Source organism: Mesorhizobium sp. M0563 (assembly GCF_040321065.1).
Taxonomy (GTDB): domain Bacteria; phylum Pseudomonadota; class Alphaproteobacteria; order Rhizobiales; family Rhizobiaceae; genus Mesorhizobium.
This window is the reverse complement of sequence record NZ_JAMYQV010000024.1, coordinates 78,430-102,640: the sequence shown is the minus strand read 5'-3', so window position 1 is coordinate 102,640 and position 24,211 is coordinate 78,430. Positions and strand designations below refer to the sequence as shown.

Below are 24,211 nucleotides of genomic sequence, written 5' to 3'. Positions count from 1 at the left end.
CGCTGCGTGAAGAACGCCTTGAGCGCCTCATCCAGCCGCATCGTCGCCTCGCTCACCGTCGAGGCCGAGAAAGAGTGGCCGCACAGTTCCTCCGTCACCGCCTTCACCTTGCGGGTCGAGACGCCCTGCACGTACATCTCGACCAGCGCCGACACCAATGCCTTCTCCGAACGCTGGTAGCGCTCAAACAACTCCGTCGAGAACCGGCCAGCCCGATCCTGCGGAACGCGAAGCTCCAGCACCCCGACCCGCGTCACCAGCTTGCGCTCGTAATAGCCGGACCGGTAACTCGTCCGCTCCGCCGTCCGCTCGCCTTTCTCGGCCCCGATCGCCTCCGTCATCTCGGCTTCAAGAACCTCCTGCACGACACTCTGCAATGCCTGGCGAAAGCCGTCCTCATCCGACAACAGCAACGCTTTCAACTCGCCTCTGCTCAGTCTAACGTCTCGATTGGTCATGGCACTTCCCCTTCCACGGGAATCGGTGATCGCAACGTCACCACCGTGCCATGGCCGCTCGCCCCTCAGAGCAAGCCCCGTTCTCTCTCCAAAACTTTTTGCAGAACCTTCAGCACACTATCGGCATTTGCTTGATGATTAGCTGACGTTGGAGGAGGTCGAAAGGTTCCGTAGCACGTTGATTGGTGTGCCTGCACCAGCGAGACAGATGTGGGGATGAAGCCGTTTGGGTGATCATTATCCCATCGCGGAGGGTACCTTGCGTTGCCCTTGAACGCGCATGACCACAACATCGTACGACGTGTCCTGCCCTTGAGGCGTCTTCGATCCGAGCGAAATCTGCTTTTCTAGGTGAGGTTGAAGGCCCTTGGATCGATCGAAGAGATCGAGGACGAGAAGGAATGCGAACGAGACGTTGGTCGTCTGATACGCAGCAGTCTGGAAACCATGGTCTTTTAACAGACCCGGGAGGTCACGGTTTGTCAGACTGCGCTTGACCTCGGTGACGGTGTGCAGGCCGCGGGCGGAAAAATAGACGTCAGCGCGCCCGGATCCTGAATCGCGCACTTCCATATTCACATGATCACGAAGGCTGGAGCCGCGCAAAAACCGAAAGTAATCCCGTTGGATTGCGTTCTCGAGGGGCAGCGTTTTTGGACGCCTCACGAACAGGTATTCCGCATCGGGATCGCTGGAAAGTCCGGTTTCTTGGCGGTGCAGCAGGAAAAATACCGTCATGATGAGCACGGCCGTAAAAAGGGATCTGGCGGCGGCAAACCCGGAATAATGTGGGTTCCGCACCATATCGGAAAGTATGCCATTCACGACCTGACCCACGATAGGATTTTCATCGCCCGACAAGTCGCGCACGGCGGCCTGAAGGCGTTCGGCTATGCCGGAACGGGCTCCCAACGGCACCTGGCCGGCGTCCAGAATCGCGGTGAGCTCACGGCCGTCACTCTCCGCGTGAAAAGGGCGGTGTAGAAGGCCGGTCTCCTTGGACCGATTTACCGCCGCCCTCATGGCTACCGCGTCGGGCAGATCGGGTGTGCCCTCGTTTTCCTCGACCCATTGGTCCAGACCATCCAAGTGGCGACGGTGCGTCCACAGGGCGGCGGAGATTTCGGGCCTTACGATGAGATCCAGACCGCCGTCCTTGTCTGCCAGCAGGATCGAGCGGCTGGATCGGTAGAGCGCCAGCAGTTCGTCTTCGACCACCCGCGCCACATTCATCCAGACCTTCTTATTCAACGTGGCATCCAAGGTGCCGAGCTTGGCGGCCAGCAAGGTCCAATGGAGACGTTCGGCCGACTGGGACCCAAGCCAGGAGGGTTTCGCGTGCTCTTGTTCTTCCCCAAGAACCGCTGAATAGCGGAATGCGGCTTCGATGAGTTCGGGAATTTCGGCACTGTGGGACCCGTCAAACCCATTCAGATGCACCGAGACCAGGATTTCGGTACACCTGACATAAAGCTCGGCATCCGCGCGATCCTCGCTCGCGGCAATCGCTTTTCGGAACCAGGCCACCCCCTCCTCAAAGGCGAGCCCGGCGGCTTCAGAAGTCGTTGAATCCAGCCCCCGACGCAACGCGTCCAGACCCAACTCCATGGCGGCCTCGTCCGACGCCTCTTCCACGTCAATTAGGCCAGCCAGCTTTTCCCGAAACTCGTTTTCTGGGGAGTGGGCAAGTACCACCCCCAAAATTCTGGCCGCATGGCGGAGGAAATGCGGGTCATCGTCCAGGCTTAAGTCGGCCAGTGATCCTTTGAGGCGAAGCAAAAGCGCCTTGTGATCCTGTGCCAGTAGCAATGCGCCGTGCAGGGCCTGGCCGCGAAGTCCGTAACTGGAGAGCCGATCTTCTGCTCGAACCATAAAGGCGTGCCACAGACTTCGGCGCAGGTCATCACCCAAAGCCGCCGGTTTCATTTGATCGAGAATATCTGCGATCGTCGCGGGGTCGCGGGTCGCGGATGCAAACTCCGCTGCAGCCTTCGCTGCCGGCGCGTGGCTTTGTTGCGCACATAGCCAAAAGAACAAGGCGCTCGCTTCCGGTCCGTCGCTGGCCCGCCGGACCAGTGACAGAAGTTGCTCCTGGTCGAAACCGAGCGAAGCGAACTCGCTCGCCTGCCTCACGGCGGCGGACAGATGATCTGCATCAGACATGGCGTCGCCTAGAAAAGGTATGCGCTGCCGACGGCATGCCGCCGATGTGAGCCAGGTACAACATCATCGAGATCCGGTCGATGTATCGTCCCCATGATGACCTGAACTCCGCCCATTTCGGTCGCAACCTTGGACACGCTCTTCAACATCTCCAGGAAGTCGGTATCCACGACCTCTTCAGCTCTGGGGGAGTCCAGAAGCAGAAGGCCCGGGTGGCGACCGAGCCCTCGTTCCCTGGCGACTTCCACCGCAGCGAGCGCGGCGGCGATTTTTACGCGAAGGCGCTCACCTTTCGTCAGCTTGGAAAAAGAAGTCTCGGCGCCGCCCTGAATCAATTTCAGGTGACCGGCGCCATTGAGCTTCGCGTCGGTGAGGTTCCCGACGCCGAACCGCGTCGACAGGCGCATGACGGCCTTGGAAACATCCGCCAGCACTTCGTTCTGAAAGTCTTCAATGATGGCTTTCGTCTTCTTTTCAGCGGCGTCAAGGATTGCCTTGTCTAAGCCACCACCTGCATCCTGCGATTGGGGTTCCTCGCCGACCAGCGCCTTCAGTTCCCTGATGGTGGCTTCCAGCTCTGCAATCCGCAATTCCACATCGTCGCGCCGGTCACGAAATTGACCCTGAACCACCGAGAGCTCTGAGGCGACAGCGTCTCGGGCTTTCTCGGAATCTTTAACGGATCGTCGAGCGGCTTTCCATTCGGCGGCAACGATCTGCAGAGCGGTCGTTATGTCCTTGAGGTTGTTGTCGGCCTCAGTCAACCGGTCGTCCGCTGCGCCGTCCTCGAGGACGATGGTCGTCTTGCACAATGGACAGTTACCGTCATCGGCATGGACGTAGTGATCGTGAAAATCCGCCTCGCATGCGGGGCAGCGTTCGGGCCGGAGATTGCGGAACACGTAGCCTGCATCCTTCTCGTCCCGAAGTTCCTGTACCAGTCGCGCTTGGGCAAGCTTCTCCGTCCGGGTGCGTTCGTACCGCTCTTCCAGTTCCTGCAGTTTCGATCGATCTGCCGACAAAGTCTCCTGTTTCGCGACCAGCTCCGCGTCCAACGTGGCCATCCGCTTGCGGACGTCCGTACGGCCAGCGGCAGCCGGCGTCTCCTTCCTCGCAGCTGCCAGTTCCTGGTCTGCCGTCTTTATACGAGCTTTCAGCGGCGCAAACGGGTCGCTGAAACCACGGGGCGTGCTGGAAGTCATCACCTTCTTGGCTGCAGAGATCGCCGTCAGGGTCGAGATCCAGGGCATGCCGATAAAGAGCTGCAGGAGCCGTTGGGGAAGCGCGTCGTATATTATCTCGCCGAAAAGCGCCTTGCTTTCGGCGTTTCCGCCGATCGACAGGCAGGCGGCGACTGCGGGCCAGCTATGTTCGTAACGCGTTCCGGCCTCATTGACTGCCTGAAGCCTGGAAAAGCCAAGTTCCTCCATGAACAGAGCTTCCACGTGACCCTTTAGGCCCGCGATGCCACCTTCATACAGGGGTACCCACTCGTCGCGGTTCAGTCGTGACAGAGCAGCTTTCGCTCCATCCGGATCTTCGCCACCGCTAAGCTTTTCTACGCTCACCCGGTAGTGAACGCTATCCATCATCAATCCGACTGTTACACGCGACAGCCATCGCCAGACGTCAGGCTTGATGTCGCTGGGAAAATCGCCCCGCAGCGCCGCCTGGAGGATGTTCATTACCGATGACTTCCCCCGGAGGTTGAGATCGGACATGACCGCCCATAGCCCCTGTCCTAGATTTGACCAGTCAAATGAGAAGGGACCGTCGGCGTCGGTCTCTTCCTTCACGCCGGCGAAAGACACGGAAGTGAACGACACCTGACGCGCACGCGGAACGCTGGACTGTGCCTTGATGCCATGCTGCCGAAGCACGTCTTCAACACCCTGCCGCTCGCATGAAGCAGCGGCAGCTATGCTGTCCAGCCACTCGCCTTCGGTGGCCATTGGGGCCGATTTTGCAGACGCGCTCATCATCGGGCCTCTTTCAGTTTGTCCAGTCGCGCCTTAACCTTGACGGCGATGCTGGGTATGACGCCGCCGCGAGGGGTATTGCTGTATTCCTCGTGGTCATACTGCCACCCTTTGAGCTCGGATCCACTCTTTGCCGCGGCCACGCGTATAGCGAGGGCAACCCTGTCACGGTACCAGGCCAGCGCAGGTACCTGTATCACGGCGGTTTCGAGGAACGCGAAGGCCTTGGGGTAGAGGTAGTAGTCGTACCGCCTGTTTTCGCCGTCCTTCACAAGCTTCATCGGCCGGACGAAGCCGTATGCATGCAGCGTCGCAAGCGCGGATTCGATCTTCTGGTAGGCACCGAAGTGCCAGCGCACCATGCTGACCGTCCTTACTGAAGGCTCGTCGTCGATGAATATCCTGTCAGCGGCGTCGATGAGATCGGAGTTTCCCGACGCCTCGAACTGATCAAGGAGGGCATCGGCTAGGTAGTCGGGATATCTCACCAGGAAATCGATCGCCATCAGCCGTTTTTCGCTCTGAAAGACGTGCGTGACCTCAGCATCGATCGCGGTCGTCGTCTCATGACCGCCGCCTGCGAGAATAAAGAGCAGTCGCAGCGCATCGCGGTGTCGTGTGCCAGAAACAATCGACGAGGACGGCCCGGTCGGTGCATCGTCCACGTCCCCCTCGGCAGCTAGATCGGTCACAGTTTCGCCCCTCGAAATCAACCGAACCAACGATACCCTGACTGAACAACAATTTCTTTCTTTTCTTCAGAATCCAGTGTCCACTCAGGGCGAAACGTTTGATCCATGCTCGTGCACAGGACCTTGCCCTAAAAAGCGATGGATGTGCGGCGCAAATGTATCGGAATCATTGCCTATTTTCTAAGCAGTAGTGTACGTTGCAACCCCTTCGGCACAATCTCACAGTTCGACGACTCGGGTGGAGGCTTAATTGGTAAAACTGCGTATGGCCGGCGAGTCTCTGCCAGAAATACTTCGAGAAGTTGTCGATTACAGAAAATCCGGTCTAAGCCTAAACCACGTGGTGGGTTGCCCATTGGACTGCGGCTACTGTGTGCGACATCTGTTCGACAACTATGATATGAAGAAGCCGCATTTGGTCATGTCGGACAAGGAGGCGGTGGAGACCTTGCTCGGTCACTGGGCATTCCGTAGCCACAACACGCCGCTGCAGTTGTTCAACCGAGCGACAGATCCGTTCTTGCCGGGCGTCAAGGATCACCTTTTCGCCTGCCTTGAGGCGTTGGACGCGAAAGGGCTAACCAACCCAGTGCTGGTGATAACGCGCTGGCACGTAACCGATAAGGACGTTGCTCGCCTCGAGCGGCTATCAAACCTTCGCCTCACCGTCTTGATTACTTGGTCGGGGATCGGCGACGGGCGCATCGAGCCAGTGGATAGCGGGATTGCGGAGAGATCGCTTGCCACACTTGCTCAACACAAGATGCGCACGAAAACTGTCCTGTACTGGAGACCATTGATAGCGGGTGTCAACGACACCGATCCACTCCTGCGTCGTGCTGTTGAGCTGGCGGCGTTAGCTGACGCCACCGCTTTTACGGGGCTTTTCTACCGGGCTCAGATCAAGGCGCATTTCGAGGCGGCCGGGGTGCCAGAGATGTACGACACGGTTGCCCGAAGGAAAATCATGCCCCGCGAACTGGAGCGCAAGATCATCGACGCCTTCGGGTCTCGGCCCTTGTTTCGCAAGACATCGTGCGCCGTCGCGTTCGCCCACGGCATGGCCGACTACAACGGCCACTACGGCATCCGCGAGATCTGCGACATCTGCCCGGCCGCGCAGGCGGCCATTTGCGGCAGATCGCACATACGACCCGAAGCGAACTTCGTGGCCGCGCTCGCCGCAGCCGCCGGTTTGGACGCGTCCACCATCCAGATTGACGAGCGGAAGATCGAGGTTGCGGGCAGCGTCGAGCAGCAACGCTATTTTATGCAGCACTCGCTCAATTATCAGGTTCACGATCGGGCCCAGCCTCATCACCTTGGCTGGCATGGAAGGGCGAATGTGGGATGGGACTAGAGCACGAGGCGTTCTACGCAATCGATGTCGAAGGCAACGGTGGTCAACCGCCAGAAATAATCGAGCTCGCGATCGCGTCGATCGCCGATCTCCAGCTTGGTCCAAGGCGATGGGAATGGCGTGTCCAGCCGAAGGAACCGATCGCCCCCAGCGCAACCCGCATCCACGGAATCACGGATGAAGATGTCGTTGACGCGCCCACTATCGAGGATATCGCCCCCGACATCGTGACCTGGACCGATCAGCGCAGAATCATTGGCCACAATGTGAGGGTGGAGCTCGAGATCATCTCGCGCTCGATCCCTTGCTGGCAACCGGCGATGGCGGTGGACACGCTCCGGCTCGCAAAGATCATTCGCCCTGGCTTGGTGTCGTATGGTTTGGAGAGCTTGGGGCGGGCGACGGGACTCTCGGCGGAGGCGGAGCGACTGACCGATCGACGACACCACTCGGCTCTGTTCGACACGGTACTGACGGCCCTCCTCTTCATCGAGCTCATCACCTCCGTGTCCGAGAAAGACCGCGAACGCGTGCTGATGGACGCCGACATCCTAGATAAGCGACAAGGAGCGTTGTTTTGAGCACACTACCTTTCATGATCGGCATCGCCGGTACGCACTCGACCGGCAAATCGACCTTCGTCTCCAGGGCCGCCGAAGCGATCGAAGCGAGGGGGCTCCTAGTGGGCAGGATCGGCGACCTTGCCACTAAGGCCAGAAACCTGGGTTTTCCGATTCTCACCGGGCATACTTACGAGAGCACCCTTTGGATCATGACCGAAGGAATACGCCAGGAGACCGAGGCGCTACTGCGCAATGACGTTGTCCTCGTCGACCGACCGGTACCAGATGCCCTTGGTTACTTGAACGCCGCACTAGAGGTATCGAGGAGAGAGATGGACGGAGTCAGGCTCGCCGAGTTGAACGAAATCACCGCCGCGCATGTCACGCGCTACGACCTGCTGATCGTCACCGTACTCGACCAGGCCATCCCGTTGGATCCAAACCGTGACCCGGATGCCTACTTCCGCTTGGCCGCTGCGCGCCACGTAACCGCCATCATCGACCGTCACCGACCGCTTGCCCTCAAACTAACTTCTGGGAACGCTGACGAGATCTTGAGGGACGCTGTCGGAGCCGCCCTCGTCCACTGTAGAACGGGAGATGCCTGATGTCCTTAATCGATGTTCGTGACACCATCGACAGGATCATTAAAGCCGTGGATGGCAAGGATATCAGGACGAAGGCCCTGATCGAAACACTGCGACGGGACCACGCCGACATAATCGCAGCAGCAAGCGTCGAACTCGAGAACATGGCGCTGACCAAAGTCGTCAACGACGTTGCAGCGCGCCGCAGCGGCTCGAGTCTTCCTGGGCAAGCCGAGCTTTTTAGCGGTTACAGCGGCATTCGCCAGACCATCGTCGTCAAGGGCGCCGGGACAGATGGAAAAGTCACGTTCACGCGCAAGGCCATTGAGGAAGCGACGGCAGCCGAGTTAGAGGCTTGGCTGACGGAGCACACCCAGGCTCGCGCCAACCCTCCCGGAAAGTTCGCGGGCATGCGCAAGTTGCTCGACGATGCCAGGAAGGTCGGCGGTGCGAAGGAAAATACCATCGGCGCGTTGATAGCTGAAAAGAGGCGCCGAGACTTGTCCGAGGGATAGGCCCAGGATGCCAAACCGCCTCTACATCGTCGGCAACGGCTTCGATCTGCATCATGGCATCAAGTCCAGCTACTTGGCCTTCGGCCCTAAAACCGATCCATGGTCGTCGCAGACCTCGTCCCCCCGATAGGTAGGATCAGCCACATCGTGGTGTGTCGAGCTTTCATTCGTCCGCGCCTACGTCTATTGCCTTCAGAAACCGGGAGGTCCACGATGAACACAATCTGGTCAGCGCGCCGCCTTCGCGAGAAGGATTTGTCAGACGGAGATCCCCGCGGCTGGAGGTCATATTTCCAGCAGGATTACGACCGCCTTCTGTTCTCCACGCCGGTGCGGCGGCTGGCGGACAAGACCCAGGTCTGGCCGATGGACGAAAACGATGGCGTCCGCACCCGGCTCACGCATTCGCATGAAGTCGCGAACCTCGCGCGGTCTATTGGCTCGCGGATTGCACATGCGAGCACGACGGACATCTTCGGCGCGGATTTGCATGCGGTCGTCGAACCAATCCTGTCTTCGATCGGCCTTGCACATGATCTCGGCAATCCTCCATTCGGACATCAGGGTGAGGCCGCCATCGGCTACTGGTTCAAGGTCCGGGAAGACTGGATTTTTGACTCTCACGGTTCCGAGCAAAGGCCCAAGAAGCTCGACAAGGAAAAAGTAGCAGAAGCCCTACGCACTGAGTTTCTGAAGTTCGACGGGAACCCTCAAGGGTTTCGACTTGTGACCAGGCTTCAGACCCACGTGGACCGCGTCGGACTCGACCTAACCGCGGGAACGCTGGCGGCGCTCTTGAAGTATCCGGTCGGTGCCCGGAACCTCGACGAGAGCCATGCGTCCAACAAGAAGGTGGGATACTTCGAATCGGAGAGCGCCATCGTTGAGGGAGTGCGGGCGAAGGCCGGGCTGTCCGAAGGGCAGCGGCATCCTCTCACTTGGATTATGGAGGCCTGCGACGACATCGCCTACAGCATTCTCGACGTAGACGACGTCATGAAGAAGAAGATAATCTCGCCGGACGACGTTTTGACTATCCTCATGCACGATCCCAGGAGCAGCACCTCACAGGCGGTCGTCGAAGCGGGCATTCGATTCACTAAAGTCCATGACAGCGGCCGTGACGCTGACGTGGCTCGCGATATCAAGATCGGCTATCTTCGGGCCTTCCTCATCGAGGAGCTGATCCAAGGCGCGAGCGCTGCTTTCCGCGACGCGTCTGAAGCAATTTTTTCCTTCACCCACGAGAAGCCTCTGATGGACGCGATCCCTCTTTGCGAAGCGCTTAAGAGCGTTGCCAGGAAGCACGCGTTTAGCAACACGGCGGTTTTGAAGATGGAAGCCATCGGCGCTTCGGCTCTAGACGGCTTAATGTCGTTCTTTTGGCGCGCGATCTCTGAAAGAAAAGACTTTCAAGACATTTCGTCACGTCGCACGAGCGCGGTTGCGAAATACGGGTGGTCCCTTGTGAGTCCGAATTATATCGAGGAGGCATGCCGACCGAAATATGATACAAAGGATTCGGCTGCCGTCCGGTACAGGGAGCTTAGGCTCCTAACGGACATGGTGTCGGGTATGACGAATTCCTTTGCGTTGAAGCTATGGGCGCAGGTAAGGCAAATACCAGGGTGAAGGTCGCCACGAACAAGCGAGCGATCAAGCGGCGGCTGGACGATTTCCTGTGGAGGGAAGAGTCGGAATCGAACGTAAGGCTGCGAAGAGTTCTGACGGAGTTCTTCTTTCAGTTCGAGCGGGTTGCCATCGTAGGCGGCATGGTAAGGGATTTAGCGCGCGCTGGCCGGGATGGTTTCCACTCCGACGTGGACTTGGTAATCGAAGGTGATGTCGGAGCCGTGGCCAGTTTCGCCCGGCAATGCGGCGCAGAACCCAACAAGTATGGTGGCTTCTCGTTTTACGCCGAAGGCTGGAAACTAGATTTCTGGGCTCTAGGGACGACTTGGGCTTCAAGAGCGGGGCACGCCCGTGTTCACAAACTCGAAGACATCGCCCACTGCACCTTCTTCGACTGTGACGCGATCCTTTACGATCTGAAGGAGCGCAAGGTCATATGCTCCGACAGTTATCTCGACCACCTGCGCAGCGGGCGGATAGAAATCAGCTTGGAGCCAAATCCGTCCGTTACGGGCAGTTTATACCGGGCAGTACGCCGTCTGCTGCTGTGGAACGTAGAGGCGGGGCCGAGGCTGAGGTCATTCATCGAGCGTCACCTGACTGACCAAGGCTTCGACAGCCTCGTCCGGGAAGAGAACCGCAAAGATGGCGATGGGCTGCTTACCTCTTTCAGAGGCGCCGACGTGCTTCGTTACTGCCTTTCGAAGGAGGACGTCAGGAGCAAGATCGCTCAAGGATATGGTGCCTCAGCTTCAGGAACCGCCCACTGAATAGCGGCAGCCTGGCCTGACGCTTTCATTTCACACGGTGAGTGCAGGCGGCCTCGGTACACTCCATGATATTCCGTCTGGGGATCTGCAGCGAAAGCGCCTTTTTTTTCGAATGCTTCGCCCGATGTGTTCTCAAACGAACGCCCGCGCGCCATCCTGCCGGCGCGACAGTTTAGAGGCCGATATCGCCTTTTGGAGTCGACACTTCGTGCGAAGACCGCAGATCGGCGAATTGATGGGCTGATGCCGGAGGGCTTTGTCCGAAATCTGAGGTTCTATTTCGGACAACGCGTACACACACGACGCCGGGACTATTCGTCGAGTTCGACTCCGATATCCTCTGGGAGGCCAGCAAAGTCCGGCATGATGTCACCAGCAAACAGCTTCTCCTTCGACAGCAACCCGGCATCTTCGAGCGCCTCAAAATCCGGCAAATCGCGCAGCGTATCGAGCCCAAACTCCAGCAGGAATTCTTTTGTCGTCACGTATGTGTAGGGCGCGCCCGGCGTCGGGCTACGCGGACCGGAAGCGATCAGGCCGGCACCGCGCAGATGATCAATAAAATCGCGACTGATCTCCTTGCCGAAGAAAGACGACAACTCGGCGCGGGTGATCGGCTGGAAGTGTCCGATGCACATCAGCACGAGCACCTCGGAGTCATCGGCGCGATCGAAGAGGCAGCGGCAAGCGCGGCGTGGTGGCGCGGGGAGGGCTTGGGACGCAGAATCGTCGAAAGCACGATGAATCATGGCGGCGCTTTAGCAATCGAATTGCATAGAAAGATAGAAAGCGCTGCGCCTGTCGAAAATACAAAACGAACGATAATCTTGCATTATCATTCGTTTTGCTGTTTCTAGAGGAATGACCGTTTTCGTCGAGCAGGAGCCGAAAAATCGCGCCCGGCGAGCCTCCGGACCGTCCCACAGCAGGAGGCCGGAAGAGGAGGTTTCGTCCACGCAGCCGTCGACTGGGCTTGCTGTGCCTAACACCGACGATATGCCTGACATAGTCGACGTCGTCGACATCATCAGCACCGAGATGGGCCGCGGCGAAGCGTCGGACGAGGCGCCTTTCCATGCCCTTCGGCCCGCACCCGGCCTGCCGGCCCACTTGGAGCGTCTTGCCGATCGCGCGCGTGATTATGTGGACGCGGCGAGCTCGGCCAACACGCGGCGCGCCTACGCATCCGACTGGAAGCATTTTTGCGCCTGGGCGCGCCGGCAGCATCTCGAGGTGTTGCCACCTGATCCGCAGATCGTCGGCCTCTACATCACCGCCTGTGCATCCGGAAAGGTCACAGGAGACAAGAAACCAAACTCTGTGGCGACGATCGAGCGCCGTCTCTCCTCCCTGGCCTGGAATTATACGCAGCGTGGCGAGCCGCTCGATCGAAAGGACCGCCATATCGCCACCGTGCTCGCCGGCATCCGTAAGAGCCACGCAAAACCGTCTGTGCAGAAGGAGGCCATACTTCCCGAAGACCTGATCGCCATGCTGCAGACGCTCGACCGGGGCACCCTGCGCGGCTTGCGCGACCGCGCCATGCTGCTTCTCGGCTTTGCGGGCGGCCTGCGTCGCTCCGAAATTGTCGGCCTCGACGTCGGCAGGGATCAGACGGATGACGGCCGTGGCTGGGTCGAGATTCTCGACAAAGGCGCTCTGGTAACCTTACGTGGCAAGACGGGCTGGCGCGAGGTCGAAATCGGCCGCGGCTCCGCCAACGCCACCTGCCCCGTGGTTGCGCTGCAGACCTGGCTCAAGCTGGCCCGCATTGCCCACGGGCCGCTGTTTCGGCGTGTCACAGGACAGGGCAAAGCAGTCGGCGCGGAGCGATTGAACGATCAGGAGGTGGCCCGCTTGGTCAAGCGTGCCGCGCTGGCCACCGGCGTCCGCGGCGACTTGTCGGAAGGCGAACGACAGCAAAAGTTCGCGGGCCATCCGTTGCGCGCAGGCCTGGCCTCCTCAGCCGAAGTCGATGAGCGCTATGTGCAAAAGCAGCTCGGCCATACCTCAGCGGAAATGACGCGTAAATACCAGCGTCGGCGCGATCGCTTTCGCGTCAATCTCACTAAGGCGTCCGGGCTCTAGAAAAAAGTCCCCCCCTCCCCTGTCACGGTCACTAAGTCATTTTTATGTAGTCACGATAGTCACAATGGTCACGGAGGCCAGAATGCAGTCTGCTCCAAAAGAGGATGCCAACTGGTCCGTCGCTCGGGCCAAGGCGCGGCTGTGGGAAATCATCGAGCGTGCGCAGGCGGCGCCGCAAACGATTACGCGCAACGGTAGGCCAAGCCTCGTTGTCGTCTCCGCCGAGGAATGGCAACGCAAGACGGTGCGCAAGGGTACGCTTGAGGAGTTTCTGCTGGAGTCGCCACTACGCGGCGCGGAACTCGACCTTGAGCCTCAACGCGATGAACCGCGTGATCTGCCGCTGTGAGGCTACTGCTGGACACGAATATCCTGTCCGAGGTGACAAGGCCGGCGCCGGACGCACGCGTTCTGGAATGGCTGGACAAGCTCGACGAGGATCGCTCGTTCATCAGCGTGGTCTCGATCGCCGAAATCCGGCGCGGCGTTGCTCTCATGGGCGAGGTCGGAAGCGTGAGGCGCTGGCCGAATGGCTTGCCCGAGACCTGCCTTAGCGTTTTAGAGCAGAGAGTCCTCCCCGTCGACGAGCCGGTTGCCCTGGCCTGCGCGATCTGATTGGTCTTGCGAAGCGCCGCGGCCGCGTGCTGACGTCAATGGACGGATTGATCGCAGCCACAGCCATTGCCCAGGGCTCACTCTGGTAACGCGTAATCCGAAGGATTTCGAAGGCTTCGGAATAGAGCTCTTCGATTCGTGGATGCGTGAATCGCCCAGCACCACATCCCGAATGCGCGAAGCGACTTTCGAACAAGAAGTGTGGGTTTGCTCTCATACCCTTTGCTGAAAAATGTTGTGACAGAGCGCATGGAATGCCACGCGCTTCAAATCGGAGTAGCCATCCGGGAAGCCTGAAGCCCTTCGAAGCGCATGTCCGGCAGCTATTCATAGCGTGGATGACTTTGATCGAAACAAACGATTTCATAACTCTTCGGAAATCTTGCATGGACAGAAGCACATCCCGCACCGATCACCCATCCAAAGGAGAAAATCTTCCATGCGCCCTGACGTGCAGTGGAGGTCGTGCCGAGAAATGAGTTGCAACTGGCCGACCATGTCGGCGGTTCGACGCTAGTCGTCCCTCAATGTTCCTGAGCTGCGAAGTCTTGCAGGGAGCCAGCTGCCCAGCGCGTTTCTGCTTGTGACAGGCTTATTGCCGCAGGCAGATGGTCGGCTCGTCTGGGCAGCGGATTGGAGACCCGGCCGGCAGCGCTACCATACAACATCAGCGCACTTTACATCTACGCGGTATTGCCGTGCTTCCAGTCGGTGCCATGTTTGGCCGACGCATGACGCGATGCGGCCTCCTGCACAAGCGAAGGCGTTATCGGATGTGCGACCGGGAAGCAGGCGGACAGTGCAGCACGTGTCACTCGCCTGTGCGACGGTCTTTCGGGGAATGAAATCGGGCCAGTTCACGGCGCGGTATTATTCGTCAACAGCCGCCCCTTCGCAGGATACAGGCACTCCGCGTCACACGTTCGTGCTGCAGATGAAAACGGCATCGCCGGCATGCAAGTCAGCAGCCGCTCAAGATTCGGATCCAGCCAAACTCTCGGCGTCATGGAACGGCAGGCGCCACGATCGAAGCATCTCATGTTGATTCAGGCGGACCCCTTATGAGGCGTTCTTTGATGCCGGTGATGCCTGACAGGCGGTTGCAGCTGCAAGCGACAATGCGGCCTATTTAGTTGGAAACGGAGGCAGGCCAATTTGGCTTGCCCGTCACTATGTGGAGAAAGAAATGCTGTGTCTAGGAATTAGCGGCGGACTTGACCAAATCCATGAAAACCGATTCGAGCTTCGGAACGCCTTTATGCACGATGGCGCCGCGGTGCTCGTCCGAGACGGACGGGTGATAGCAGCCGTCGAAGAGGAACGCCTCAATCGGATGAAACACTCCAACAAGCTCCCAATTCGTTCGATTCAATACTGTCTGTCAGCGGCGGGGGTTCAGCTCAACGACATTGATCGTGTCGCGCTCTACGCCAGCGAGCCCTATGCCAACGCCATGCTTGAAGGTATGTCCGCATCCCACCCGGACATTCTCTCCATTCCGTTGGGTGCTAAAACGTTGGTGCAGGATCTGTTAACGCGTGAGTTCGGCACTAAGTTGAACAGTTCGCGTATTTCATTCGTAAGTCATCATCAGGCGCACGCCGTGAGCGCCTTTGCAATGTCGGGCTTCGAACAAAGTCTCATTCTAGCGATTGATGGCTCTGGTGATTTCCTATCGGGCCTCGTGGCGGTAGGGTCTGGCACAGAAATTACGCAACTCGAGGCTTTTCCCGAGAACAATTCTCTTGGGCTGTTTTATCTCGAGACGATCCGCTATCTCGGCTACGGCTTGTTCGACGAGTATAAGGTAATGGGACTCGCGCCCTACGGCGACCCCGCTCCCTATCGCGAGCTCTTCGAGCAGTTTTACGAGCTCTCCGCCAACGGCGGTGGCTACCGTGTTCACCTCGACCGCATCGGTCCGGCGTTGCTCCGCAATATCGAGGTCAGGCGAAAGGGAATGCCCTTCACCCAGCAGCATCGAGATGTGAGTGCGTCACTGCAGGAAGCGCTTGAGCGGATCGTGTTCCACATTCTCCGGCATCACCGTGAGGCCACCGGCATGAAGCGGTTGTGCCTGGCGGGGGGGGTGGCCCACAACTGCACGATGAACGGTAAGCTGCTGTATTCAGGGCTTTTCGAAGACATCTTCGTGCAACCCGCGTCTCACGACGCTGGCTGCGCATTGGGAGCTGCGCTGATAGTCTCTAACGAGATGGGCCGCCCCGCGCCGTGTGAGCGACTGCAGGAGGTCTATTGGGGTCCTGATCTCGGGAGCGAGCGCGCCGTGCAACAGGAACTGAATGCATGGGCCGGACATCTCGAGGTTGAACGCTCTGATGACGTGGCAAGCAGTGCAGCCGACTGGATCGCCAACGGCGCCGTGATCGGCTGGGTGCAGGGTCGTTCGGAGTTTGGGCCACGTGCGCTGGGCAACCGCAGCATTCTTGCCGACCCTCGGCCCGCCGCAAACAAGGACCGGATCAATGCGATGGTCAAGAAGCGCGAAGGCTATCGGCCCTTCGCGCCATCTGTGCTGGAGGAGGATGCGAGCGAATTTTTCGACCTCCCGGACGGTAGGCACGAATTTCCATTCATGAATTTCGTCGTTCGCGTGCGTGACTCAAAGCGCGCCTTGCTCGGTGCCATCACGCACGTCGACGGTACCGCTCGCCTGCAAACAGTATCGCGCAACGCCAGTCCCGCGTACTGGGAGGTCATCAATGCGTTCAAGAAGCGCACAGGCACTCCAATTCTGCTCAATACCTCCTTTAACAACAATGCCGAACCGATCGTGGATTCGGTTGCAGACGCGATTGCCACCTTTCTGACGACAGAGCTGGATGGACTTGTGGTCGGGCCCTTCCTGGTAAAAAAGCGGGCTGCAACGCTGCAGGATTGGACTGCGCTTGCGGTTTCGTTGCCGCCCTATGTGTCCCTCCATCAAACCCGCGCTTACAAAGCGCCAGATCGTCGGGAGACTCACTGCGAGATCAGCACGACCCACTTCAGCAGTGACAGTGTGCGAATTTCACACGACTTGTTTAATCTGCTGATGCGGATTGAGGGCGAAGCCATGTTGGGAGATCTCCTCAATACAATTGCGCCGGATCAGGCTAAGCGTGACGCTTTGATGGAGGGCCTGCGACGACTGTGGGAGCAGCGCCTCGTTCGGTTGCATCCCTCACAAGCTGCTCGCATGGATCAAGACTGCGATCAAACGCTGGACCAGCATAACGGGCTCTCAGCGTGATAGCGATGCCGCTATCCAAGCTCGGCGCTTTGGGCGCCGGCCCGGCCCCGTGTAAACCTCATTAAAGAGAGAGGAACCCTGCCATGGAAGAATTCTTATCGCGCATCGCCACTGGTGCCGGCATCGGCCCGGCTCTCGCAGAGAAGGCCGTTGGGTTAATGCTGGGTTTCCTGCAACGCCACGCGGCCGACGGTCCCGTTGCGCGCATGATCGAGGCCATTCCCGGAGCTTCGGAATTAGTGGCGAAGTATCATGGCGACGACCCAGACGACGGAGGCGGCCTCATTGGGCTCGGCCAGCAATTGATGAGTGAGGGTCTCAGCATTCTAAACATCGCCGCCCTCGCCAACGAGACGATCGCCTTCGCCAAGGAACATGCCGGCGACGAACTCGTGGACGAGGTCCTCAATTCCGTTCCTGGCCTTCCCCAGTTCGTCTGATCAGCGGCGGCCGGGGGCGCATGACCTCGTGCGCCCTGCCGGCCCGTCTGCGCAGGTAGGCATTCTCCGCCGAGCGTTCCGTACCGATCTCGCCAGACCACCAACCGCCGGGCACACGAAGCGAGCGTTGGAGTACTTCATGCGTCTCTCCCAAAATCGACCGCAGGCGAACCGATGTGTATAACTTCCGGCGGTAACGGTTTATCCTGAACGCTTTCGATGAAGCCCGCGAGATAAGCAAACGTATTGTATTTCTCGAGAACCAACCGCTTCGCCTCTAGTATTGCGCCGCGACGCTCCTTCCACAGGTCCGAGTTAATGATTCCTTGAATTTTTTGGATTACGTTCTTGTCCTCTGGGTCAATCAGAACCATTGAGTCCGAAGGGAAGAACCTCGTGATTGCCGGGCTGCCGTAATAGATCGGCATTGTTTCAGCAACGAAGCAGTCCATAAGCTTCTCTGTAAAATAGTAATCAGCACGAGTATTCTCGAAAGCTATACTGTAACGGTAAGGTGCGAGTGCGTTCCATTTATCTCCAATCAGCCGAAAACCTCGGCCGAACAGGTCAAAATCGAGCTCCTCTCTCAGCCGTTCCAGAAACGCCAGCCGATATCGATGCCCTTTAAGCAGGGCGATGTTACTGGTAATCCATGAGAGCCGAAGCGGCTTGTCCACGACTTCGCTGACCAGAAGTTGGTCATATGTCTTGTTTACAGACCAAGACCGAGTGATAGGTGGAGACAATACGAATCGGCGCCCTGCATTCTGCCGAGCAGCCAGCTCTGCGTCAGACGTCAGGATGATAGTATTTTTCCCCTGCCCTTCATGAAATGCGCGATGAGCTTTCGTCGGCGGTTCGCCGATTGCAAAAATTATCCTGTTTGGGCTCGCCTCGATATCAACAGGGAGCCCAAAAAGAGAAGCAGAGTTAAAGACAATATGCCAATCGGGCGCGAAGGATGTCGTGCGTACAAAAGCGACATTGTTCCAGATTCCAGTCCCCTTTGGAGTGAGATGGTGGATTGCATCATCCAAATTGCCCCAAGAATCCAGACATGTAGCAACAATGGGCGCCGGACGTTCCGTCAACAATTTGGCCGACAAAGCAGTTCCACCCCATTCACTTCCGTTGGACCGGGAGCAACTTGTTCGGGCGCAAGACCTCTCTGCGCCTGAAATAGCTCGCGATCCTGATCGATATCAAACACACGATTCTGTGCGACTTCGCGCCATTCGACAACTCATCTCTAAGACCGCGGGAATCCCTTCACTCGTGAAGGTACTCATCGCCATTCCGGATTGCGGTAACACTGGGCAGCATAAACCTTCCGGGACCCGCTGTCGAGGCAATGTCGCTTTGCACTTAACGAGGTTCTTCCTCACTTTGTGTGGTGATCGTTGATCGTCTTCAGGCGGTTGATCTGCCTTTCCGCCTGGCCGTTGCTCCACGGAAATTCAATGGCATTGCGAACGGCGTCAATGTCACGGCGTAGGACCCGAGCGAAACGCGTGATGGCGACGAGCCCGGCGTTGACGGCATCGTCGATCCAGGTGGTCGAGCTTGTCCAATTCACGGCCCCGCAAAATGCAGCGGAAGCGCATGGCAAGCCTGTGCATCATGGCAATCGTGACCGGTCTTTCATTGCGTGAGGCCGAACGTGCGATTGCAGCTCCTGCCGCCGCGCAAAGAGAGGTTCAAGATTTGTGCAAACTGCGCTTGGCCGGCAGGTGGCATAGAGCGGCGCCTGAGAATGAAAGTGCCGCCGCCCAGCCTCCATAGCCGTTCCTCCTTTGTGGCGTGACGGCTCGAAAGTCGCCATCGCGTCAGATGTTCATCAGGGTTCGGCATAGCCGGGGCTTCCGGCGACAGTCATGGCAGCGACTTCGCTTCTGGAGCCGCTCATCCGGCCGCTAAAAAACACATGCGCGTCCTAAGCCGTATTGATCCGCCGGAGCTGACCAAAGCCACCTTGCTCTGGATTGCGGCAATGGCGATTGCGGGCGAGAAGCCGAGAAGTACCGACGCGCGAGAAGTCCTGAGGCCATCCGTCCACGAGACGTCACCAGGCCGCTACGACGACTATCCCGCATCCGAATTAAGCGAACCTACCGTCGTCTTCACCGAAGACGGCATCAACAACCTTCGGCATATCGTCGACGAGCGCAGGGCTGCGGGCCACGCACCGCCCAAACCTACTGCAGAAACCATCGCCCGAAATCATAGCCACCGCGGCCTTGGCCGAACGGTTACGAACAAGCCGTGCGTCATTTGCGATCTGGCCAGGGGCAGCATGGGGTGCGCCATGCTCCGCGATGCCGGTCCAGACATTCGGCGCGCCAAGCCGAAGCCCGCATGACGCCGGACGAGCGCCTGGCGTTGCCAGGATGATGTACGCGCTGTCCCGGCGGGTCCGACCCGATAGGCTTGACCCGGCCCCGCGCCCCCAACTCCACTTGTATGAACGGCCGGGGCCGGCCCTTTTCGGAACCGGCCCACCGCCGCGTGACGTTGTGCAGGATGATCGTCTGACCCGTCTCGCATCTGAAGCGGGTGCAAGCCTGCTGAACATCCCGGCTGCTTGGTCATCCAACCTGGCTGCGAGGCATCGCCACCGTGGGGCGTGGCGTTCGCTGCCAGTCGGCTCCGATCTCGAAACCGCTATGCCGCCATACCGAACACGCAACTCGGTTTAAGCGCCAGGCTGCTGTTCGAGGTATTGACGACGCAGGCGACGTGACCGGAAAGGCTGGCGGGGTAAGCAGCTTCCATTGATCCGGCGGCATTGCGGATCTGGCTGGCGATGGCGGCCTGAGTTCTTGTCCATCTGCCGCATAGCGGGTGGTCAGGTGCTGGTCGCGTTTCCGGCGAGCCGAAGCATTTGTCTCTCAAGGTCACCCCTTGGAAATCCAGCACCAGCGGCTTGTCGGGACAAGATAGATGCTATTGGGATTTGGCCGCCGCAGCCACGAGCATCGCTTCTCCCATCCCATTGACGCCTCGGGCATTCAGCATTTCACCAGCGTTCTGAATGTCGCGCACCTCTTTGTTCTGGCTGAGTTTTGATTTACCAACCAGGCCGGTGATCTCGATTTCCAGGGCGACGATCGCGTTTAACCATCGTGTCAATGAAGTCCTTCGGCGCGTCGCCCATCTTCCACGGGGCCAGGCTGCGAGGCTTCATGCATGTGAGTGAGCTTCGCCACGTTGCGGCGCACATGGCGCTCATCATCCCGGACAGTGATGCGTCCGTGGGCGTGGACGACGAGATAGTTCCATGTCGGCACCTGCTTATGGAATTCATGCTTGCTTGGATACCAGTTCGGCGAGATGTAAGCGTCGGCCGCACGGAAGATAACGAGGACTTCATCGCCATTGGCAACTTCCTCCCAGACTCGATTTTTGCGTGCAACATGGCAATTGAGGACGCCTTTGTCTCCCTTCGAGCGGTCAAGCTCGAAGGGAATGTGGTTCGCGTCGAGTGTGCCTTTGCTGTGGGTGACCAGGATACCGAGCGGATGTCTCTCGATTAGGTCAAGCAGGGTGTTGCGATCGGGGACGGCAAAATGGGGCGGAACGTACAATGGTGGATCTCCTGTCGCGAATGGGCGGTCGTTAGCGAGCGGCGGTGTCTTGCGGAACGGGCCCGGGCATCTTCGTTGCCGGCGAAGAGGGCCCCGGATCTCGCTGTCCACCACGCTCAAGGACTGCCATCGAGAAGTGGGCAGGCAGATCAGATGCCGCCGCGTATGAGTGCGGTTGGTCAGTGACAAGCCGCACACTCTCGCCTTGGCTCAAAATTACTGCGTGGGTACCCACCACGACACTTAGGGACCCCTGAGTCACCGAGATCAGCTCGCGCGTATCCGGACTATGAGCATCTGCGGAAAACACGTCGCCCGGCATAATGGCCCAGCTCCACAGTTCGAACATCGTTCGTCCCGAGATCGATGAATGAAGTTGTGCAAAGCTTCCTTTAGCGCTTGTCCAAAGCGTCCTCGTCTCTGTCCGCTCAATAGGAAGGCGAACTGTGGAAGGATGGTCATTCAACAAATCGGCCACCGAAAGCGAAAACGCCGCCGCCAGTCGGCAAAGTATGCCGATGCTGGGGTTCGCCTTGCCTTGCTCCAGCGTGACGACGGTTCCCTTGGATAAGCCGCTCAGTTTTGCCAGTCGATCCAGGGTCAGGTTTTGGTCGCGCCTCAATTGTCGGATCCGAACCGCTATCGCTTGGCCAAGCACCCGCTCGGGGTCCAACGCTGTCGTAACATCGGTCATTATATTGACTTAGTGCCTCGGCTCACTTATTACGGTCAATATAATGACCGGCCTGAAATTGTGCAACTGCCCCGTTAGCGAGGAAATGACCGATGCGTTTTGAAACAAAGGCGATCCATTGCGGCCGAGCTGTCGACGCTTCCACGGGGGCGGTGTCCCTGCCGCTGAACACCAGCACGACGTTCCAACGTAGCGTCGACGGCTCGTTTCCTTCCGGATTCGAATACACCCGGGATGGAAATCCGACACGCAACGCGTTCGAAATGGCCATGGCCGCGCTCGAGGGCGGAGAAGATGGCATTGCCTTCGCGTCGGGCATGGCTGCAATCGCTGCAGTCTTTGAGAGCCATCCGTCGACGGGTCGGATCGTTCTGCCGGATGACATGTATTTCGGCATTCGTTCGCTGATTGACGAGACCGACATTGGGTCTCGCTTCGACTTTGCGGCCGTCGACATGCGCGATCTGGATGCCGTGCGCGCCGCGGTCACATCGAAGCGGACTGGCCTCGTCTGGGTTGAGACGCCGTCAAACCCGATGATCCGCGTTGTCGACATTTCGGCCATCTGCAAAATCGCGCACGAGGCTGGCGCCTTGGCAGTAGTGGACAACACGTGGGCAACTCCAGTGCTTCAACGGCCCCTCGAAGTTGGGGCGGACGCGGTCATGCACTCGGCGACAAAGTACATCGGCGGCCACTCGGACTTGATGGCGGGCGTCGTCATTGTCCCGCACTCGTCACCCCTCGGTCGCCCACTGCGGATGGTCCAGAGACACAAGGGCAGCGTCGCAGCGCCATTCGACTGTTGGCTGGCATTGCGGGGCCTGCAGACATTGTCGGTACGCATGCGCGCGCATTGCGAAGGCGCGCAGAAGGTTGCTGAGGCTTTGGCGTCTCATCCGCGTGTCGAAAAAGTACTTTTTCCGGGCCTGCAAAATGATCCGGGACACGATCTCGCTAAGCGGCAAATGAGCCATTACGGAGCGATGCTATCCTTTATCGTCAAAGGCGGAGCCGATGCTGCGATGGCCGTGGCCGGCCGCCTCGAGGTTGTTGCCCGGGCGACAAGCCTTGGCGGGACGCACTCTCTGATTGAGCATCGCGCATCCGTCGAGGGTGCCAAGTCCAAGGCGCCAGGCGGATTACTGCGAATGTCAGTGGGACTTGAGCATCCTCAGGACATTGTCGATGATCTGATGCAGGCCCTAGGCGGAACCTTCAAAGCGGCAGCCGAATGACGCGGGTGCAAGAACTCTGGCAGCGCTTTACGTGGCGGCTGGCGCAGCAATGCGGCCTGCTACGGTTGGGCGCCTAGATCAGGCAAAGCATCTTCGACCATGCTTAGATTTCGATCGAAAATCTCCGTGTCGGATGCGTTGGCGCGGAGAGACCGCACCTTGTTCAGGATCGCCGTAACCGCCGCTTCAGGTCTGGCGATGCGGCTCGACCTTTTCGAGGAAACCGCCGGTCTGCATCAGCTCGGCGATCTTCTTGCGCGCGACGAAACGGTCGAGACCGTCGAGCTCGTCCCGGACCGCATGGCGCTACGGCGTCACCTCCAGTCCGGCCAGAAAGTCCTCATTGTCCTTGAGGCTCACCGCCGCATTGACGGTGAGGATGTTGACCGCCGGCAGCCGGTGGCGCTTGCCGACCTCGAAATCGTTGAAGTCATGCGCCGGCGTGATCTTGACCGCACCGCTGCCTTTTTCGGGATCGGAATACTCGTCCGCCACCACCGGGATCTTGCGGCCGACGATCGGCAGGATGAGGTTCTTGCCGACAAGATGCCGGAAACGCTCGTCGTCGGGATGCACCGCCACCGCCGTATCGCCCAGCATCGTCTCGGGGCGTGTCGTCGCCATGGTGATGAACGTTTTAGGATTTTCCGGATCGAAAACCTCGCCCTCGACGGGGTAGCGGAAATGCCAGAGGTTGCCGTTGACCTCCTGCTGTTCGACCTCCAGGTCGGAAATCGCGGTCAAGAGCTTCGGGTCCCAGTTGACAAGCGCTTGTCCTTGTAGATCAGCCCTTCCTTGTAGAGCGTCACGAACACTTCGAGCACCGCCTTGGATAGGCCCTCGTCCATGGTGAAACGTTCTCCGCTCCAGTCGGCCGAGGCCCCGAGCCGCTTCAGCTGGTTGAGGATGGCGCCGCCGGATTCTGCCTTCCATTCCCACACCTTGTCGATGAACTCATCGCGCGTCAGGTCGCGGCGGTGAATCTGCTTTTCTATAAGCTGGCGCTCGACCACCATCTGCGTGGCGATGCCGGCATGGTCCATGCCTGGTTGCCAAAGAACGTTCTTGCCGCGCATGCGCTCGAAGCGCACCAGAATGTCCTGCAGCGTGTTGTTGAGCGCGTGGCCCATATGCAGCGAGCCGGTGACGTTCGGCGGCGGGATGACGATGGTGAAGGCTTCAGCCCCTTCCTCGGCCCCGGCACCGGCCCGAAACGTCTTTTCAAGCGTATTATGTTTTTTTGTGCATAGACCAACGAGTTGAACGGCGGCCCCATAAATCGCCGATGAGATAGGTCGGGCAAAGGCGTCCACCAGCTCGTGCTTGTCAAGACGATGCCACCCTTGATCTTGCACCCGCCTCCGATACCAGCGATGCGCTGCGTCGTATGCTCATGCCTGTCAGGATCGATGGGCGCTGCTAGCACCGTGGCAGTTTGACAACCCGGCCATCGGGGCGGTAGCACCGTACAAGGCCAAGAGTCGCAGGGCAGACCGCACCCCATCGGGCTGCGCGACCCAGACCAGCTGACGCCCAACTGGCACACTCATCGCGCATCAGCACCGTGGATGCGACATCTA

Annotated in this window: 21 protein-coding genes and 4 pseudogenes; 14 read left to right on the top strand and 11 right to left on the bottom strand. The window is 59.0% G+C overall.

Going from position 1 to position 24,211, the window contains the following annotated elements; genetic code table 11:
• From NKI50_RS25705 to NKI50_RS25690, 4 genes are all read right to left on the bottom strand, one after another.
• Window positions 1-458: transposase (locus tag NKI50_RS25705; protein WP_352717981.1), on the bottom strand; the 458-nt coding region annotated here is incomplete at its 3' end.
• Between the two features lie 237 nt (window positions 459-695).
• A complete protein-coding gene (locus NKI50_RS25700; RefSeq protein ID WP_352717979.1) occupies window positions 696-2,621 on the bottom strand; it encodes a hypothetical protein in 1,926 nt (641 codons plus the stop codon).
• Between the two features lie 8 nt (window positions 2,622-2,629).
• Entirely contained in the window at window positions 2,630-4,573 is a 1,944-nt protein-coding gene (locus NKI50_RS25695; protein WP_352717977.1) for an ATP-binding protein, read from the bottom strand.
• A gap of 26 nt (window positions 4,574-4,599) precedes the next feature.
• Window positions 4,600-5,292, bottom strand: a complete 693-nt coding sequence (locus NKI50_RS25690) for a hypothetical protein (protein WP_352717975.1) — start codon at window positions 5,290-5,292, stop codon at window positions 4,600-4,602.
• A 250-nt stretch (window positions 5,293-5,542) separates the two neighbouring features.
• Here NKI50_RS25690 and NKI50_RS25685 point away from each other — a divergent pair, with 250 nt between their 5' ends.
• The 7 genes from NKI50_RS25685 (at window position 5,543) to NKI50_RS25655 (ending at window position 10,719) form a co-directional block, all read left to right on the top strand.
• Window positions 5,543-6,652 carry a radical SAM protein gene (locus tag NKI50_RS25685; protein WP_352717973.1) on the top strand — a complete coding sequence of 370 codons (1,110 nt, stop codon included), beginning with the start codon at window positions 5,543-5,545 and terminating at the stop codon, window positions 6,650-6,652.
• Entirely contained in the window at window positions 6,643-7,233 is a 591-nt protein-coding gene (locus tag NKI50_RS25680) for a 3'-5' exonuclease (protein WP_352717971.1), read from the top strand. The genes NKI50_RS25685 and NKI50_RS25680 overlap by 10 nt, the downstream gene beginning before the upstream one ends.
• Before the next feature lie 14 nt (window positions 7,234-7,247).
• Window positions 7,248-7,823 carry an AAA family ATPase gene (locus tag NKI50_RS25675; RefSeq protein WP_352717969.1) on the top strand — a complete coding sequence of 192 codons (576 nt, stop codon included), beginning with the start codon at window positions 7,248-7,250 and terminating at the stop codon, window positions 7,821-7,823.
• The gene (locus NKI50_RS25670; protein WP_352717967.1) at window positions 7,823-8,317 is read left to right on the top strand and encodes a hypothetical protein; all 495 of its coding nucleotides are present in this window, start codon (window positions 7,823-7,825) and stop codon (window positions 8,315-8,317) included. The genes NKI50_RS25675 and NKI50_RS25670 overlap by 1 nt, the downstream gene beginning before the upstream one ends.
• Before the next feature lie 7 nt (window positions 8,318-8,324).
• A complete protein-coding gene (locus NKI50_RS25665) occupies window positions 8,325-8,447 on the top strand; it encodes an AbiH family protein (RefSeq protein WP_352717965.1) in 123 nt (40 codons plus the stop codon).
• An 83-nt stretch (window positions 8,448-8,530) separates the two neighbouring features.
• Window positions 8,531-9,949: a dGTP triphosphohydrolase gene (dgt, locus tag NKI50_RS25660; RefSeq protein ID WP_352717963.1), complete on the top strand. Its 1,419-nt coding sequence runs from the start codon at window positions 8,531-8,533 to the stop codon at window positions 9,947-9,949.
• Entirely contained in the window at window positions 9,946-10,719 is a 774-nt protein-coding gene (locus NKI50_RS25655; protein ID WP_352717961.1) for a hypothetical protein, read from the top strand. Before dgt ends, NKI50_RS25655 begins: the two co-directional genes overlap by 4 nt.
• A 311-nt stretch (window positions 10,720-11,030) precedes the next feature.
• On the opposite strand, the pseudogene scpB reads toward NKI50_RS25655, so the two are convergent.
• Window positions 11,031-11,375, bottom strand: a pseudogene (gene scpB, locus NKI50_RS25650) (SMC-Scp complex subunit ScpB); the annotation flags it as partial.
• Between the two features lie 382 nt (window positions 11,376-11,757).
• Here scpB and NKI50_RS25645 point away from each other — a divergent pair.
• The 5 genes and pseudogenes from NKI50_RS25645 to NKI50_RS25625 all read left to right on the top strand — a co-directional run bounded on the left by NKI50_RS25645 (window position 11,758) and on the right by NKI50_RS25625 (window position 17,115).
• A complete protein-coding gene (locus tag NKI50_RS25645; protein ID WP_502900383.1) occupies window positions 11,758-12,807 on the top strand; it encodes a site-specific integrase in 1,050 nt (349 codons plus the stop codon).
• Window positions 12,808-12,871: 64 nt separating this feature from the next.
• Complete coding sequence (locus tag NKI50_RS25640; RefSeq protein WP_502900382.1) at window positions 12,872-13,156, top strand: type II toxin-antitoxin system prevent-host-death family antitoxin; 285 nt, start codon at window positions 12,872-12,874, stop codon at window positions 13,154-13,156.
• Window positions 13,153-13,564, top strand: a pseudogene (locus NKI50_RS25635) (type II toxin-antitoxin system VapC family toxin); the annotation flags it as partial. The gene NKI50_RS25640 and the pseudogene NKI50_RS25635, both read left to right, overlap by 4 nt.
• Window positions 13,565-14,608: 1,044 nt before the next feature.
• Window positions 14,609-16,675, top strand: coding sequence for a carbamoyltransferase family protein (locus tag NKI50_RS25630; RefSeq protein ID WP_352717957.1), 2,067 nt, complete (start codon window positions 14,609-14,611; stop codon window positions 16,673-16,675).
• Window positions 16,676-16,758: 83 nt separating this feature from the next.
• A complete protein-coding gene (locus NKI50_RS25625; protein WP_023722001.1) occupies window positions 16,759-17,115 on the top strand; it encodes a hypothetical protein in 357 nt (118 codons plus the stop codon).
• 137 nt (window positions 17,116-17,252) lie between these two features.
• Here NKI50_RS25625 and NKI50_RS25620 read toward each other — a convergent pair whose 3' ends face one another.
• A complete protein-coding gene (locus NKI50_RS25620; RefSeq protein WP_352717955.1) occupies window positions 17,253-18,221 on the bottom strand; it encodes a glycosyltransferase family 10 domain-containing protein in 969 nt (322 codons plus the stop codon).
• Window positions 18,222-18,517: 296 nt separating this feature from the next.
• Window positions 18,518-18,734, bottom strand: a pseudogene (locus tag NKI50_RS25615) (transposase); the annotation flags it as partial.
• Between the two features lie 305 nt (window positions 18,735-19,039).
• On the opposite strand from NKI50_RS25615, the gene NKI50_RS25610 reads away from it, so the two are divergent.
• Window positions 19,040-19,474 carry a hypothetical protein gene (locus NKI50_RS25610; RefSeq protein WP_023722004.1) on the top strand — a complete coding sequence of 145 codons (435 nt, stop codon included), beginning with the start codon at window positions 19,040-19,042 and terminating at the stop codon, window positions 19,472-19,474.
• 584 nt (window positions 19,475-20,058) lie between these two features.
• Here NKI50_RS25610 and NKI50_RS25605 read toward each other — a convergent pair.
• From NKI50_RS25605 to NKI50_RS25595, 3 genes are read right to left on the bottom strand one after another with little or no spacing between them, the layout of a single operon-like run.
• Window positions 20,059-20,244, bottom strand: a complete 186-nt coding sequence (locus NKI50_RS25605) for a hypothetical protein (RefSeq protein ID WP_023722005.1) — start codon at window positions 20,242-20,244, stop codon at window positions 20,059-20,061.
• The gene (locus NKI50_RS25600) at window positions 20,241-20,699 is read right to left on the bottom strand and encodes an FMN-binding negative transcriptional regulator (RefSeq protein ID WP_352717952.1); all 459 of its coding nucleotides are present in this window, start codon (window positions 20,697-20,699) and stop codon (window positions 20,241-20,243) included. Before NKI50_RS25600 ends, NKI50_RS25605 begins: the two co-directional genes overlap by 4 nt.
• A 31-nt stretch (window positions 20,700-20,730) precedes the next feature.
• On the bottom strand, window positions 20,731-21,393 hold the full coding sequence (locus NKI50_RS25595; protein ID WP_023722008.1) for a helix-turn-helix domain-containing protein: 663 nt from the start codon (window positions 21,391-21,393) through the stop codon (window positions 20,731-20,733).
• 92 nt (window positions 21,394-21,485) lie between these two features.
• On the opposite strand from NKI50_RS25595, the gene NKI50_RS25590 reads away from it, so the two are divergent.
• Window positions 21,486-22,631 (top strand): trans-sulfuration enzyme family protein, encoded by a 1,146-nt coding sequence (locus tag NKI50_RS25590; RefSeq protein ID WP_352717950.1) that lies wholly within the window; start codon window positions 21,486-21,488, stop codon window positions 22,629-22,631.
• 198 nt (window positions 22,632-22,829) lie between these two features.
• On the opposite strand, the pseudogene NKI50_RS25585 reads toward NKI50_RS25590, so the two are convergent.
• Window positions 22,830-23,851 (bottom strand): annotated as a pseudogene (locus tag NKI50_RS25585) (class I tRNA ligase family protein); the annotation flags it as partial.
• Window positions 23,852-24,211: the final 360 nt, after the last annotated feature.